The sequence below is a fragment of the Streptomyces odontomachi genome (assembly GCF_024435355.1).
GTDB classification, from domain to species: Bacteria; Actinomycetota; Actinomycetes; order Streptomycetales; family Streptomycetaceae; genus Streptomyces; species Streptomyces odontomachi.
This window is the reverse complement of the sequence record NZ_JAMJWG010000011.1, coordinates 144,697-157,591: the sequence shown is the minus strand read 5'-3', so window position 1 is coordinate 157,591 and position 12,895 is coordinate 144,697. Positions and strand designations below refer to the sequence as shown.

Annotated in this window: 11 protein-coding genes; 3 read left to right on the top strand and 8 right to left on the bottom strand. The window is 71.6% G+C overall.

Annotation, left to right across the window (positions count from 1 at the left end):
• Positions 1-324: 324 nt before the first annotated feature.
• The 4 genes from NQO67_RS22900 to NQO67_RS22885 form a co-directional block, all read right to left on the bottom strand.
• A complete protein-coding gene (locus NQO67_RS22900; protein ID WP_255952026.1) occupies positions 325-1,410 on the bottom strand; it encodes a hypothetical protein in 1,086 nt (361 codons plus the stop codon).
• A gap of 94 nt (positions 1,411-1,504) precedes the next feature.
• The gene (locus NQO67_RS22895; RefSeq protein WP_255952025.1) at positions 1,505-2,095 is read right to left on the bottom strand and encodes a DUF6114 domain-containing protein; all 591 of its coding nucleotides are present in this window, start codon (positions 2,093-2,095) and stop codon (positions 1,505-1,507) included.
• Between the two features lie 231 nt (positions 2,096-2,326).
• Positions 2,327-2,944, bottom strand: coding sequence for a DUF6230 family protein (locus tag NQO67_RS22890; protein ID WP_255952024.1), 618 nt, complete (start codon positions 2,942-2,944; stop codon positions 2,327-2,329).
• 620 nt (positions 2,945-3,564) lie between these two features.
• Complete coding sequence (locus tag NQO67_RS22885; RefSeq protein WP_255952023.1) at positions 3,565-4,539, bottom strand: tetratricopeptide repeat protein; 975 nt, start codon at positions 4,537-4,539, stop codon at positions 3,565-3,567.
• Between the two features lie 292 nt (positions 4,540-4,831).
• Between NQO67_RS22885 and NQO67_RS22880 the strand changes: the two genes are divergently transcribed.
• The gene (locus NQO67_RS22880) at positions 4,832-5,452 is read left to right on the top strand and encodes a TetR/AcrR family transcriptional regulator (RefSeq protein ID WP_255952022.1); all 621 of its coding nucleotides are present in this window, start codon (positions 4,832-4,834) and stop codon (positions 5,450-5,452) included.
• Positions 5,453-6,012: 560 nt separating this feature from the next.
• On the opposite strand, the gene icmA is transcribed toward NQO67_RS22880, so the two are convergent.
• The 4 genes from icmA to NQO67_RS22860 all read right to left on the bottom strand — a co-directional run bounded on the left by icmA (position 6,013) and on the right by NQO67_RS22860 (position 10,073).
• The gene (icmA, locus tag NQO67_RS22875) at positions 6,013-7,710 is read right to left on the bottom strand and encodes a coenzyme B12-dependent isobutyryl-CoA mutase large subunit (RefSeq protein WP_255952021.1); all 1,698 of its coding nucleotides are present in this window, start codon (positions 7,708-7,710) and stop codon (positions 6,013-6,015) included.
• Positions 7,711-7,801: 91 nt separating this feature from the next.
• Complete coding sequence (locus tag NQO67_RS22870; RefSeq protein WP_255952019.1) at positions 7,802-8,140, bottom strand: DUF3817 domain-containing protein; 339 nt, start codon at positions 8,138-8,140, stop codon at positions 7,802-7,804.
• 84 nt (positions 8,141-8,224) lie between these two features.
• On the bottom strand, positions 8,225-8,737 hold the full coding sequence (locus NQO67_RS22865; RefSeq protein ID WP_255952018.1) for a MarR family winged helix-turn-helix transcriptional regulator: 513 nt from the start codon (positions 8,735-8,737) through the stop codon (positions 8,225-8,227).
• A gap of 55 nt (positions 8,738-8,792) precedes the next feature.
• Complete coding sequence (locus tag NQO67_RS22860) at positions 8,793-10,073, bottom strand: MFS transporter (protein ID WP_255952170.1); 1,281 nt, start codon at positions 10,071-10,073, stop codon at positions 8,793-8,795.
• Positions 10,074-10,624: 551 nt separating this feature from the next.
• Between NQO67_RS22860 and NQO67_RS22855 the strand changes: the two genes are divergently transcribed.
• Both NQO67_RS22855 and NQO67_RS22850 read left to right on the top strand, forming a co-directional pair.
• The gene (locus NQO67_RS22855; RefSeq protein WP_255952017.1) at positions 10,625-11,608 is read left to right on the top strand and encodes an ArsR/SmtB family transcription factor; all 984 of its coding nucleotides are present in this window, start codon (positions 10,625-10,627) and stop codon (positions 11,606-11,608) included.
• A gap of 171 nt (positions 11,609-11,779) precedes the next feature.
• Complete coding sequence (locus NQO67_RS22850; RefSeq protein ID WP_255952016.1) at positions 11,780-12,793, top strand: glycoside hydrolase family 6 protein; 1,014 nt, start codon at positions 11,780-11,782, stop codon at positions 12,791-12,793.
• The last annotated feature ends 102 nt before the right edge of the window (positions 12,794-12,895 follow it).

Sequence of the window (12,895 nt, the reverse complement as noted above, 5' to 3'; positions counted from 1 at the left end):
GGGCAGTTCCAGTCGTGCCCAGCCCACCACCGGGCCGGTGGTGGGCTGGGCACGCAGTTCCCCGCGCCCCTCTACAGGCGCCTTCGGCGCCATCAGAGGCGCACGCCCACAGGGGCGCGGGGAACTGCGCAACCAACCACGACGAAACCGTCACATAGCCACCGACCCGGAGGGGCAGTTCCAGTCGTGCCCGGACCACCGGCCGGTGGTCCGGGCCCCGCTCGGTCCGGACATGGCTGTGGCCCGCATCCCGAACAGGGGGTGCGGGCCACGGCCATGTGCGGCTCCCGGCGGACGGAGGGGGCCCCTGAGGGGGGCGCCCCGTCAGTCGGTGATGTAGTTGTGCAGGCCCGGGACCGTGAGGTTGCCGCCGAACTGTCCGGCCTGGGTGAGCTTCACGTTGGTGAAGTAGGCGGCCGGAAGGTCGATGGGCGGCGGGTGCTCGGGGTCGAAGGTGATCGGGATGACCCCGAAGAGGTTGCCCGACAGGCTCTCCGTGTACAGCGTCACCGTGCCACCGCGGATCGTGGACGTGGAGCCCTTGGCGGCCTGGACGTGGTACTGCTTGCCCATCGGCCCCGTCAGGATCTGGTGCAGGTCACCGATGTCGATGCCGTCCTTCACCGTGTACTTCAGCGCCTGCTTGGTCTGCCCGTTGGGCATCGTCAGGTTCACGACGCCCTCGTAGTGCATGCCCTGGAGCGTCAGCGAGCTGGCCTCGAGGTGCCACGGCTGGTTCGGGATCGGAGCCGGCGGGGTCTCTGCGGAGCCGTCGGCCTTCTTCTCCTCCACGCACGGGAACGCCTTCTTGCCGCTCTCGTCCTCGCTGGCCGACGGCGACGGCTTGGTGGCGTCCTTCGCCTTGCCCGCCACACCGTCCACGGTGTCCTTGGCACCACCGGTGACCTTGTCGACCGTGTCCCCGACCGCCCCCGCGACATCGTCCACCGCGGAGCCGGAGCTCTTGGAGGCGGACGGCGAGGGGCTGGGTGAGGCCTTGGCCGACTCCTTCTCACCGGGCGAGAGCACGCTGCCGAGCGCGCTGCCGAGCCCACCCAGCAGACCACCGGAATCGGAGTCGCCGGAGGCGGAGGGGGAGGCCGACGGGCTGGGTTCCTTCGAGTCGTCGGACGACGTGTGCTTGGGCGAGGAGGACGGCTTCGACGTGGCGGAAGGCGACGGCGAGGCCTTGTCGCCCTTCGACTCGTCCTTGGCCTTGTCCTTCTCCTTGCCGGCCTTGTCGTCCTTCTGGCTGTCCTCGGGCGACTCGTCCGGCTGGGTGACGCAGGGCCCGTCCTGGAACGGGTTCTTCGGCAACGGCTTGGCCGAGGCGAGCGTCGGGGTCAGACCCATGCCCATGAGCACCGCGGTGGGCATCGCCGCAAGGGCTATCGCCTTGCCCGCGGGCATCTGGAGCCGGGTGAACAGGGGCTTTCTCGGGGCCGCGTGCCGGGGGCCGGTTCTCTCCCCCGACTGGGGCTCTGCCCCCTCTTGGTGACCCTTGTCAGCGCGCACGGTGCCTCCCGCTCGTGCCCTCGTTCCCGAACAGGTCAGTGGTGGGCTCGCTGCTGCTGCTACTGCCGCCGCCGCTCACCGAGTACGTGGCTCCCGCGACGCCCCTGACCACCGCCGGTGAAGGGGCTTCGTCGTCGTCAGGGTCCTCAGCGGACGGCTCGTCCTGCGCGGCCTCGGCCTGCGGCTTGCCGGGCGCCCAGGAGATGGCGAGACCGCCACCGATGAGGGCGAGCAGGAAGCCGAAGAGGAAGCCGCCGAAGTTGGAGACGACGAGGGACACCAGCGCGAGCAGGATCGCGGCCACGCCTGCGAATACCCGGGAGTGCTTCTGGAACCACATCGTCAGACCCAGCACGACCAGCAGCACACCGATGATGAGCGATCCGGCGCCTGCGGTGGTCGCCATCCGGATCGTCATCGTGCCGAGCGTCAGATTGGCGTACGGCAGATACATGATCGGGATGCCGCCCAGCAGCGTCAGCAGACCACCCCAATACGGGCGCTCCCAGCGCCACTCTCGGAACGATTGGCGCATCCGGCCGAGCCTGTCGCCCAACCCTGCCTGCGCTTCGGCGCTCATGTAGTACAGCTCCTCGGGGTGGCGTCGGTTCAGTGTTTCATGTGGTGGGCGCGTACCGCCCGGGCCCCCGTGGGACGGGCTCCCCCAGCGCCTCCTAGGCGCGGACGGGGGCGCCGCCCACGCCCGTTCAGGGCAGTGGGGGAGTCCCAGGGGCGGGCACGGGGACCGCCGGGGAGGAACCCGTGCCCCCGCGCCCCACCGTTCAGCCCAGGTGCCTCAGCGGCAAGCCGCTCAGTAGCACTCGTGCTTGCCCTTCTGGACCTGCATGTGAAGGCCAGAGAGCTTGAACGTGCCCGCCGTGGTGGCCCACGCCGTCTGCTTCACGTCTCTGAAGTCGACGGACTCGGCCTGCTGGGCGAAGCTGCCCGGCAGGTACTTGTCACCCTTGTCCGGGCCAGGGCCCTTGGTGGTGTCATCCACCGAGACGCCGATGTCGACCTTGTTGAAGGTACCGGTGGTGCGAAGGTCGGTGGCGTCGATGTAGAGCTTGGTCGCCTCGACCTTCGGGCCGCCTGCGGCGCCCGCCTTCAGAGTCATCGACACATCGCCGAAGACCGGTACCGGGACGACCACGGACTGGCACAGGTTGGTGATCTTGGCGTGGTCGATGCCGACCACGGCAACCGGGTGGTCACCCGTCTTGCCACTGTCCACCGCGCCGTACTGGTCGAAGCCAGTACCTTCCAGGTGGTCGGCCGTCACCTTGAACTGCTGACCGGACACACTGAACGATGCCGCAAGTGCACCCTGCGAGAGGGCCACGCCTATCGCGGCCGTCGCCGCGACGCTCGGCACCATGACCACGGCGAACCGCTTCCATCTGGTTCCGCCACGAGCCACGGACTCCATGACTTTCCTCCTTCTCGGACGTACATCTCCGGCCCTGACTGCTCCTGTTGGGCGGCTCAGCCGGGCAGGGATGGGAGAAGTGCTACGTCCTCGGGAAGGAGAGCGCCCGCTTCGGAGGCACTGCATGCGCCCAAAAACCGGCGATCACCCCCGAGCGACAACCACTTTGGCTGCGCCGTCAAGCACTTACGCAACCTTTCCGGACAGGCCCTGCCGCATCGACAAGGACCCCCCTGTCCAAGGCCGGCGCCGTGTTGGCACCCGCCTGCTCGGTGGGGACCCACAACCACCGCTACCCGACCGGCTGCCGGGCTTACGGGAATGGACCGAGCGTCGCCGATCGTGGTGCATTCTCGGCGCGGGCACAAGGGGGTTCATTACTCATCGGTAACGGCTGCATAACCGATTCACGACTGCCCGACACCAAGCGACCACACGGAGTGTTGCAGGGTGTGACCCCACAACGTGCAAGAGTGGTCATATCCAGACAGAAGACCAGTCCGTTCTTACTACGAGTAACAGCGACCGCAATTACCAAGTTTTGGCAAAGTACGGCCGCTGCAGCGCTCGTTCGTCGAACTTTCACTCGGGCATCACATGACCCGAGGTTTATCGACTGGTCAGAACAGGGCCCGTGCCAGGGCCCGTCGCGCGTCGGTGACACGGGGATCGTCGGCCCCAACCACCTCAAAAAGCTCCAGAAGTCGCAGGCGTACCGCGTCGCGGTCGTCGCCGGCGGTCCGCTTGACGGTGTCGATGAGTCGACCGAAGGCGTCCTCGACGTGACCGCCCACCAGGTCCAGGTCGGCGGCGGCGATTTGGGCGGCGGCGTCCTTCGGGTGCTGCGCGGCCTCGTCACGCACCTGCTGCGGGTCGACGCCCTGGACCCGCTGGAGCAGCTGGGCCTGGGAGAGGCCGAGCTTGGCCTCCATGTTGCCGGGGTCGTCGGCCAGGACGTTCGTGTACGCCTGGACCGCTCCGTCCAGGTCGCCGGCGTCCAGCGCGGCCACGGCCGCCTCCAGCGCCGCGTCGTACGGCCCGACCGGAACGTCCGGGGCGGCGCCCTCCTCGGGCTCGACGGCGTCCGCGTCGACCTTCAGACCGACCAGGCCGAAGCGCTCCTCGGCGACCTGGATGACCTGGTCGAGGGTCTGGCGGATCTGGGCCTCGGGCGCGGCGCCCTGGAAGAGCGGCAGGGCCTGACCGGCCACCACAGCGAAGACCGCGGGGATGCCCTGGATCTGGAACTGCTGCATCAGCATCGGGTTGGCGTCCGCGTCGATCTTGGCGAGGACGAAGCGACCGCTGTACTCCTTGGCGAGCCGGTCGAGAACGGGGCTCAGCTGCTTGCACGGGCCGCACCACTCGGCCCAGAAATCGATGATGACGGGGACTTCGGTGGAACGCTGGAGGACGGCGCTCTCGAAGGTCGCCTCATCGACGTCGACCACCAGGCTGGCGGGTGAGACGGCTCCCCCGCCGCCCTGCCGCGCGGCTTCCGCGCGTGCCTGTTCCGCCTTGGCCTTCGCCTCCTGGGCCGCCTTCACCGCGCCGAGGTCGACGACTCCACTCATAGACATGTTCCGTGGCTGCATGCGTCCATCCTCCCCCTTCCGCGCGCCGCAGTGAAAAGCATGACGAAGAAGTCCGATCTGCGCCGGGTCCCCACCGCGACGCCCGTGGTTGTCACCGCGTGCCCGGGCCGGGGCAGGGGCCCTGCCGGTCGGCGCCGGCCAACCCCCGCGCGGGGCTCGTGCACGCTTTCGCTACGGCTCGTAGCGTAACTGCACGCGCCTCGCCGCGCGCCTTCCACCTGCCCCTTTTCGCGTGATCTTGCTCACCGCCGGGGCCGTCCGATTGCGGCCTACCGGCCGGTATGGTCCTGGCATGTCCCGCCGCAGCACCACCCGTACCGGCCGTCCGCGCAATCCCACGGCGGACGCTGCGATCCTTCAGGCCACTCGGGCGGCGCTGGTTGACCTTGGCTGGTCAAAGTTGACACTGGGCGATGTCGCTTTGCGCGCGGGCGTTGCCAAGACCACCCTCTACCGTCGCTGGGCGGGCAAGAACGAGCTGGTCGTGGATGCGGTGGCGGTGCTCTTCGACGAGCTGGAACTGCCCGATCGGGGCAACCTTGAGGCCGACGTCGAGGGGGTGGTGCGGCAGTTCGCCGCGCTGCTCGACCGGCCCGAGACCAAGACGGCGCTGATGGCGGTGGTCGCGGAGGCGACACGGGACGAGCCGCTGCGGGAGCGGATCAGGACGTCGATCGTGGAGCGGCAGAAGCGGTTGGTTCTCCAGGGCCGGGCCCGCGCGGAGGCACGCGGCGAGCTGCCGCGCCCCGCCACCCCGGAGGCCGCGGCGCGCAACGCGGACCTCATCTTCGACGTGGTCGCCGGGGCGGTGGTGCATCGGACGTTGGTCAGCGGGCAGGCCGTGGACGCTGCTTGGGTCCACGGCCTGACGGCGTTGTTGCTTGGGGGGCTGGGGGCAGCGGCGGGGCAATGACCGACGGTCGTCTTGGCACCCTTGGCACCCTTGGCACCCTTGGCACCCTTGGGCAGGGTGCCCCGTGCCCCGGGCGGGTCTCGGCTTGGCACATCGTGAGGCCGGGCGCGACAGGAACTGCCCCCTCGGGACGGTGGCGACCTGACGGTCTCGTCGCGGCTTGTCGCGCAGTTCCCCGCGCCCCTTGAGCGGTCCCCTGGACCGCACGGGCACCGCTGCGCCCCTAAAAAAAGGGGCGCGGGGAACTGCGCCGGCAACCAACCACCCGCCGGTGGTCCGGGCGCGACAGGAACTGCCCCCTTGGGACGGTGGCGACCTGACGGTCTCGTCGCGGCTTGTCGCGCAGTTCCCCGCGCCCCTTGAGCGGTCCCCCTGGACCGCACGGGCACCGCTGCGCCCCTAAAAAAGGGGCACGGGGAACTGCGCCGGCAACCAACCACCCGCCGGTGGTCCGGGCGCGACAGGAACTGCCCCCTCGGGGCGGTGGCCGCCCGACCCTCTCGTCGTGGTCGGGCGCGCCTCCCGGGCGGAACGGGGGCACCCGAGAGCCGTGGGGCGGGTCAGAAGCCGGGGGGCTCCGTGTAGACGCCCCACTCGTCGCGGAGTGCACCGCAGATCTCGCCGAGGGTCGCCTCGGCGCGGGCCGCGTCCAGCATGGGCTCGATCATGTTGGCCCCGCTCCGTGCCGCGTCGAGCATCCCGGCCAGCGCGGCCCGCACCTTCGCGTCGTCCCGGGCCGACCGCCGCTCGGCGAGCGTGCGGACCTGATCGCGCTCCACCTCGTGGCTGACCCGCAGGATCTCCAGCTCGCCGGTGACCGAGTGCTCGTGGACGTTGACGCCGACGATGTTCTTCTCGCCCTTCTCCAGGGCCCGCTGGTAGCGGAAGGCGGATTCGGCGATCTCGCCGGTGAACCAGCCGTCCTCGATGCCGCGCAGGATGCCGGATGTGATGGGCCCGATCTCGTGCCCCTCGGGGCGGGCCTGCGCGCCGCGCTCCCTGATGCGCTCGAAGATCTTCTCCGCGTCCGCCTCGATGCGGTCGGTCAGCTGCTCCACGTACCAGGAGCCGCCCAGCGGGTCGGCGACGTTCCCGACGCCGGTCTCCTCCATCAGTACCTGCTGGGTGCGCAGGGCGATCTCGGCGGCCCGCTCGCTGGGCAGGGCCAGCGTCTCGTCCAGGGCGTTGGTGTGCAGCGAGTTGGTGCCGCCGAGCACCGCGGCCAGGGCCTCCACCGCGGTGCGTACGACGTTGTTGTACGGCTGCTGTGCGGTCAGCGAGACGCCCGCGGTCTGGGTGTGGAAGCGCAGCCACTGCGCCTTCTCGGTCCTCGCGCCGTACACGTCCCGCATCCAGCGGGCCCAGATGCGGCGTGCCGCGCGGAACTTCGCGATCTCCTCGAAGAAGTCCACGTGCGCGTCGAAGAAGAAGGACAGGCCGGGCGCGAAGACGTCCACGTCCAGGCCGCGCGAGAGGCCCAGCTCCACGTAGCCGAAGCCGTCCGCGAGGGTGTACGCCAGCTCCTGCGCGGCCGTCGAGCCCGCCTCGCGGATGTGGTAGCCGGAGACCGAGAGCGGCTTGTAGGCGGGGATGCGGCCGGCGCAGTACTCCATCAGGTCGCCGATCAGGCGCAGGTGCGGCTCGGGCTGGAAGAGCCACTCCTTCTGCGCGATGTACTCCTTGAAGATGTCCGTCTGGAGGGTGCCGTTCAGCACGCCCGGGTCGACACCCTGCCGTTCGGCCGCCACCAGGTACATGCAGAAGATCGGCACTGCGGGACCGCTGATCGTCATGGAGGTGGTGACGTCGCCCAGCGGGATGCCGTCGAAGAGGGCGTCCATGTCGGTGGCCGAGTCGATCGCGACGCCGCAGTGGCCGACCTCTCCGAGGGAGCGCGGGTCGTCGGAGTCGCGGCCCATCAGGGTCGGCATGTCGAAGGCGACGCTCAGGCCGCCCCCGCCGGCCTTGAGGATCATCTTGTAGCGCTCGTTGGTCTGCTGGGCGTTGCCGAACCCGGCGAACTGGCGGATGGTCCAGGTACGGCCCCGGTAACCGGTCGGATACAGCCCGCGGGTGAACGGGTACTCCCCCGGCCAGCCGATCCGCTCGAAGCCTTCATAGGCATCACCTGGTCGCGGCCCGTACACCGGCTCCACGGGATCGCCGGAGAGCGTGGTGAAGTCTGCCTCCCTGGTGCGGGCGGCGTCGTACCGGGCCTGCCACCGTCGGCGGCCCTCCTGGATGGCATCAGACTGCATACCCGCTATTTTAGTAGGACGTCCTAGTAACTGTCGACGCGTACGGGACTCCTGCGTCAAACAAGTCACACCGTGACCGGAGGGGTCCGGCTCAGGCCCCGACGGTCTCGCCGGAGGTCCCCGCGACCGCCGGCTCCAGCTCCCGTGTCACCCTGCGCTCGACGAAGAACGCCGCCGTGGGGATGGTGCCCGCCAGCAGCACCCAGAGGAGCTTGCCGAGCGGCCAGCGGGCCTTGGAGCCGAGGTCGAAGGCGAACACCAGGTAGATCACGTACAGCCAGCCGTGCGCGATGCCGACGGCCGTCACGAACCCGGCCGCCCCGTCCGCCTGAAGCCCGTACTTGGCGATGCACCCGAGGGTCAGCAGCACCAGGAGGACGCCGGTGACGTAGGCCATGACGCGGTAGCGGGTCAGCACGCTTCGTTTCATGGGACGAGCGTAACCGCCCGTTTTGCACGATCCAGCAGCGCCCCCGCCGCCGGCGGACCCGTGCTCCCGGGCCGGCGGCAGCGGTCAGTCCTCGTCCTCGAAGTCCTTCGCCGCGACCCGCAGGGGACGCAGCTGCGCGAAGATCTCCCCGCACTCCTCCGCGTCGTACACGCCCAGACCGAAGTCCATCGCCATGAGGTCGCGGGTGGCCGAGTCCACGACCTGGCGGCCCTTGTCGGTGATGGAGGCGAGGGTGCCCCGGCCGTCGTTCGGATTGGGACGCTTGGCCACCAGGCCGGACCTGACGAGGCGGTCGACGGTGTTCGTCACCGACGTGGGGTGCACCATCAGCCGCTCGCCGATCTTCGACATCGGCAGTTCGCCCGCCTTGGAGAAGGTGAGCAGCACCAGTGCCTCGTAGCGCGCGAAGGTCAGTCCGTACGGTTTGACGACCGCGTCGACCTCGGCGAGCAGGATCTGCTGGGCGCGCATGATCGAGGTGATCGCGGCCATCGACGGCACGGAGCCCCATCGCTGCTTCCAGAGCTCGTCGGCACGCGCGATGGGATCGAAGGGAAGGCTCAGCGGTTTCGGCACGCGTCCGACCATAGCCGGGCGGTCATATGCCGGTCAGCTCCGTCTCAGGGACCGATCATGACGGCCGCACCGGGCGGGTGCGGCGGACCTCCGCGGCCAGCAGGGCGCAGCAGAGGGTGCCCAGGGCGCCCGCCGCGGCCACCACGGTGTGCACGGCGAGGAGTTCCGCCGCCGCCCCGGCGAGCGCCATGCCGATGCCCTGGATGGTCATCAGGCCGGCCGTGTACACCGCCATGGCCCTCCCCCGCAGCTCCTCGGGCACCGCGTCGACGAACCAGCGGTCCAGGCCCAGGGTGTAGGCCGAGCCGGCGCCGGTGAGCACGAGGACGGCGAGGGCCGGGGCGATGCCGGGGGTGAGCGCGTAGGTGGTGAGCGGCAGCAGGGCGACGGTGCCGAGTGGCAGCACGACGCGGGCGCGGGCCGCCGCGGACAGCACCGCCCCGGCGTACAGCTCCCCCGCGATGGTGCCCACCGGCAGCGCGCTCATCAGCAGCCCGACGCCGGCGCTGCCGGCGCCGATCTCGTCCCCGTACGCAGCGGCCAGCGCCTCCGGGGCGACGCTGAACATCGGCGGCACCCAGAGCAGGAGCAGCAGGGCACGTGCACGGCGATCGGCGAGGAGCTTCCGGGCGCCGGCGAGCGAGTACCGCACCAGCGTCGCGCCGTCCGCTCCCTCGGGGTGGGCGGGCGTCCTGGCCGGCCTGCGGCGGGTGCCGAGGCGCAGCAGGGTCGCGGAGGCGAGGAAGGTGCCGGTGGTGATGAGCAGGGCGCCCCGCGGCGGTACGACGAGGAGCAGCACGCCACCGAGGCCGAACCCGGCGAGCACCGCGCCCTGCGAGACGATGCGCAGCAGCGAGCGGCCGAGCACGAACAGGTCGCCGCTGCCCAGGATGTCGGCGAGGGTCGCCATCCGGGTGCCGTTGAAGACCGGGGAGACGGCCGCGATGACGCAGCGCAGCGCCAGGAGCGCGGCGACCGGCGTCGCGGGCAGCGCCATCAGCCCCGCGCACCCGGCACACACCAGGTCGCACAGCACCAGCACGCGCCGGGGCGGGAACCGGTCGGCGATCCCGGCCAGCAACGTGCCACCCGCCAGGTAGGGCAGGAACCCGAGCGCGAAGGTCAGCGCACTCAGCAGCGGCGACCCGGTGAGCCCGTAGACCAGCACGGTGAGCGTGATCTCGCTGACCACGGTGCCGAGCAGGGAACAGGCGTGGGCGACGAAGACGGTGCGGAACTCGGGGGCCGCGAAGAGCCGCCGGTACCCGGCCGGCTCGGGCCCGGCCGTCGCCCGGTGGGACGCATGGTCTGCCCGCTCCGGCGCGGCCGAGTCCAGGTCGGCGACCGCCGGGCCGGACGGGTGTTCGACTGGCCCCGGCCCGGCCGGGTTCGGGCCAGTCGACCTCGACGCGGACGGGTCCGGGTCGGCCGTCGCCCGCTCGGGCGGGTGGTCGGCCCACTCCGGCGCGGCCGGGTTCAGCCCGACCGACGCCCGGTCTACTCGGTCCGCCCGGTCTGCGCGGTTCAGGCCGGCCGGCCCCGGCCCGGCCGGTTTCGGGTCAGTCGACCTCGACGGGGACGGGTCCGGGTCGGCCGTCGCACCCTCGGGCGGGTGGTCGGACGACTTCGTCGCGGGCGGGTTCGAGGTGTGCGAGGGCGCTGTGGTGACGGGCTGGTCCGGCATGCCGGCAGCGTGCTCGACGGCCGCGCCCAGCTGTATTGTTTCGGCACCAGCCGAATGTTGACGGGCACATCGGCCTCCCGGTGGCCGGTCCGCCCTTGGTCGGACGCCTGGACGCCCTGTCCGTGGGCACGCCCGTTCCGGGGCGCCGCGGCCGCGGGCGGGCGGCGCCGGGGGCTACCCGCCCGGGAAAACCGAGGGGGACCATGCCGCATCGCCTCTACTTCGGCGAGGACGACCTGCTGCTCTGCCGGTTCGCCGTGTCACCGCTGTGGGAGACGCAGGAGGCGGTGCGCACCCTCAAGATGCGCCGCCGGCACGGCTACCACCTGCCCTGGCTGCGCGCCGCCCGGGTCGCTGCCGCCGGGCTCGACCTTCGGCCGCTGTGGCTGCTGATGCCGGGCCACGGACACAGCCCGGACTGGCTGGGGCCGCCCCCGATCGGCCCGTCGGCCACCTTCGACGAGGAGATCGCGCGGGTCCGGGCGACCGACCCGGACACGGCACGGGCCGGGATCGCCCACTCCCTCGCGGACACCCCCGGCGCCGCCGACACCCCGCACGGGCGGGCCATGCTCGCCGATCCGGCGGGGGCCGTGCAGCAGCTCACCGAACTGTTGCAGGCGGCGTGGCAGCTCCTGGTCGAGCCGCACTGGCCGCGGCTGCGCACCCTGCTGGAGGCCGACGTGCACCACCGCTCGCGCCGGCTGGCCGACGCCGGTCTCGGCGCGCTGCTGAGCGAGCTCGACCCGCGCCTGACGTGGGCCGCCGGCCAGCTGACCGTCAGCTGGCACGGCGAGCACGCGCGCCGCCTCGACGGCCGCGGCCTGGTGCTGCTGCCCAGCGTCTTCTCCTGGCCCGACGTGGTCAGCGGCTTCGATCCGCCGTGGCAGCCGACGGTGGCCTACCCGGCGCGCGGCATCGGCGCGCTGTGGACGGCTCCCGCAGACCACACGCCCGAAGCACTGGTGCGCGTCCTGGGCCGCGGGCGTGCCCAGGTCCTCACCGTTCTCGACGAGCCCGCGACGACCACGGCGTTGGCCCATCGCCTCTCCCTCGCCCCGTCGTCCGTCTCGGCGCACCTGTCCGCGCTGCGCGCCGCCGGCCTGCTCTCCACACAGCGCCACGGCCACCAGGTGCGGTACGAGCGGACGGCGCTCGGCGACGCACTGCTGGCCGGCGGCATCTGACGGGCGGTGAGCGCTCGGAGCCGGCTGGACTGTACGGGCCCCCGCCCCCCACCCACACGGGCGAGCCCATCACGGCGCCGCAAAGTGTCGCAGCTCGGGCAATACGGACGCCTGTGCCAGGATGACCGGACGAATTGCCGGTCCCGCTGTCGTCGCGCTCAAGGGGTCTGGATGTCACGGCTGGTCCGTACTGTCGCCGCCCTGCTCCTGCTCGGCGGGCTCGGGGTCACCGCGGGCTGTTCCGGTGACTCCGCGGCCAAGGCCTCCGTCGACCGCAGTCCGGCGGGCTCCGGCGCGGTGGCGCCGTTCTGGGTCGACCCGGCCGGCCCGGCCGCCTGGCAGGCCGACGAGTGGCGGCGGCAGGGGCGAGACCGCGACGCGACCACGTTGCAGCGGATCGCGCGGCAGCCCGTGGCGGTCTGGCCGGCCGGCGACGACCCGTACCCGATGATGCAGGCGGCCACCGCAGGGGCGAGCGCGCAGGGCAGTACGGCGCTGTTCGTCGCGTACAACATCCCGCACCGGGACTGCGGCCAGCACTCGGCCGGGGGAGCCGTGGACGCCGCGGCCTACGAGCGGTGGGTCGACCGGTTCGCGGCGGCCGTCGGCATGGCCAGGGCGTGGGTGATCCTCGAGCCGGACGCGGTCGCGCACAGCGTGGACGGCTGCACGCCCCCGCAGTTCCGGGACGAGCGCTACCGGCTGCTGTCCGATGCCGTCGTCCGGCTCAAGCAGCAGCCGTACACCAAGGTCTACCTGGACGCCGGCAACCCGGCCTGGATCACCGACGCCGCCCGGCTCGCCCAGCCGCTGGCCCAGGCCGGCATCGCGCGCGCGGACGGCTTCGCGTTGAACGTGTCCAACTTCCAGACGACCGCCGACACCGTGGCGTACGGGCACCGGCTGGTGAAGCAGTTGCAGGGCCTGGGCACCAAGCACTTCGTGATCGACACCAGCCGCAACGGCAACGGCCCCCTGGCCGGCGACCGGGGCACCGCCTGGTGCAACCCGCCCGGCCGCGCCCTCGGCACCCCGCCGACGCTGCACACCGGCGATCCGCTCGTCGACGCCTATCTGTGGATCAAGCGGCCGGGCGAGTCGGACGGCACCTGCCGGGGTGGTCCGGCGGCGGGGAAGTGGTGGCCCGAGTACGCGCTGGACCTCGCTCGCGGGGCGGCTCGGTAGCCGTCACCCGGATCGCCCTGACGTCGCCCGGGTCACCCTGAGCCGGCGCCCGGGTCGCCCTGACCCCGCCCGGGTCACCCTCAGCCGTCGTGGGCCGCTCGC

Coding starts and splice junctions, on each gene's coding strand:
- NQO67_RS22900 (WP_255952026.1), bottom strand. CDS start 1,410: ATGCCCGCGGGCAAGGCGATAGCCCTTGCGGCGATGCCCACCGCGGTG.
- NQO67_RS22895 (WP_255952025.1), bottom strand. CDS start 2,095: ATGAGCGCCGAAGCGCAGGCAGGGTTGGGCGACAGGCTCGGCCGGATG.
- NQO67_RS22890 (WP_255952024.1), bottom strand. CDS start 2,944: ATGGAGTCCGTGGCTCGTGGCGGAACCAGATGGAAGCGGTTCGCCGTG.
- NQO67_RS22885 (WP_255952023.1), bottom strand. CDS start 4,539: ATGCAGCCACGGAACATGTCTATGAGTGGAGTCGTCGACCTCGGCGCG.
- NQO67_RS22880 (WP_255952022.1), top strand. CDS start 4,832: ATGTCCCGCCGCAGCACCACCCGTACCGGCCGTCCGCGCAATCCCACG.
- icmA (WP_255952021.1), bottom strand. CDS start 7,710: ATGCAGTCTGATGCCATCCAGGAGGGCCGCCGACGGTGGCAGGCCCGG.
- NQO67_RS22870 (WP_255952019.1), bottom strand. CDS start 8,140: ATGAAACGAAGCGTGCTGACCCGCTACCGCGTCATGGCCTACGTCACC.
- NQO67_RS22855 (WP_255952017.1), top strand. CDS start 10,625: ATGCCGCATCGCCTCTACTTCGGCGAGGACGACCTGCTGCTCTGCCGG.
- NQO67_RS22850 (WP_255952016.1), top strand. CDS start 11,780: ATGTCACGGCTGGTCCGTACTGTCGCCGCCCTGCTCCTGCTCGGCGGG.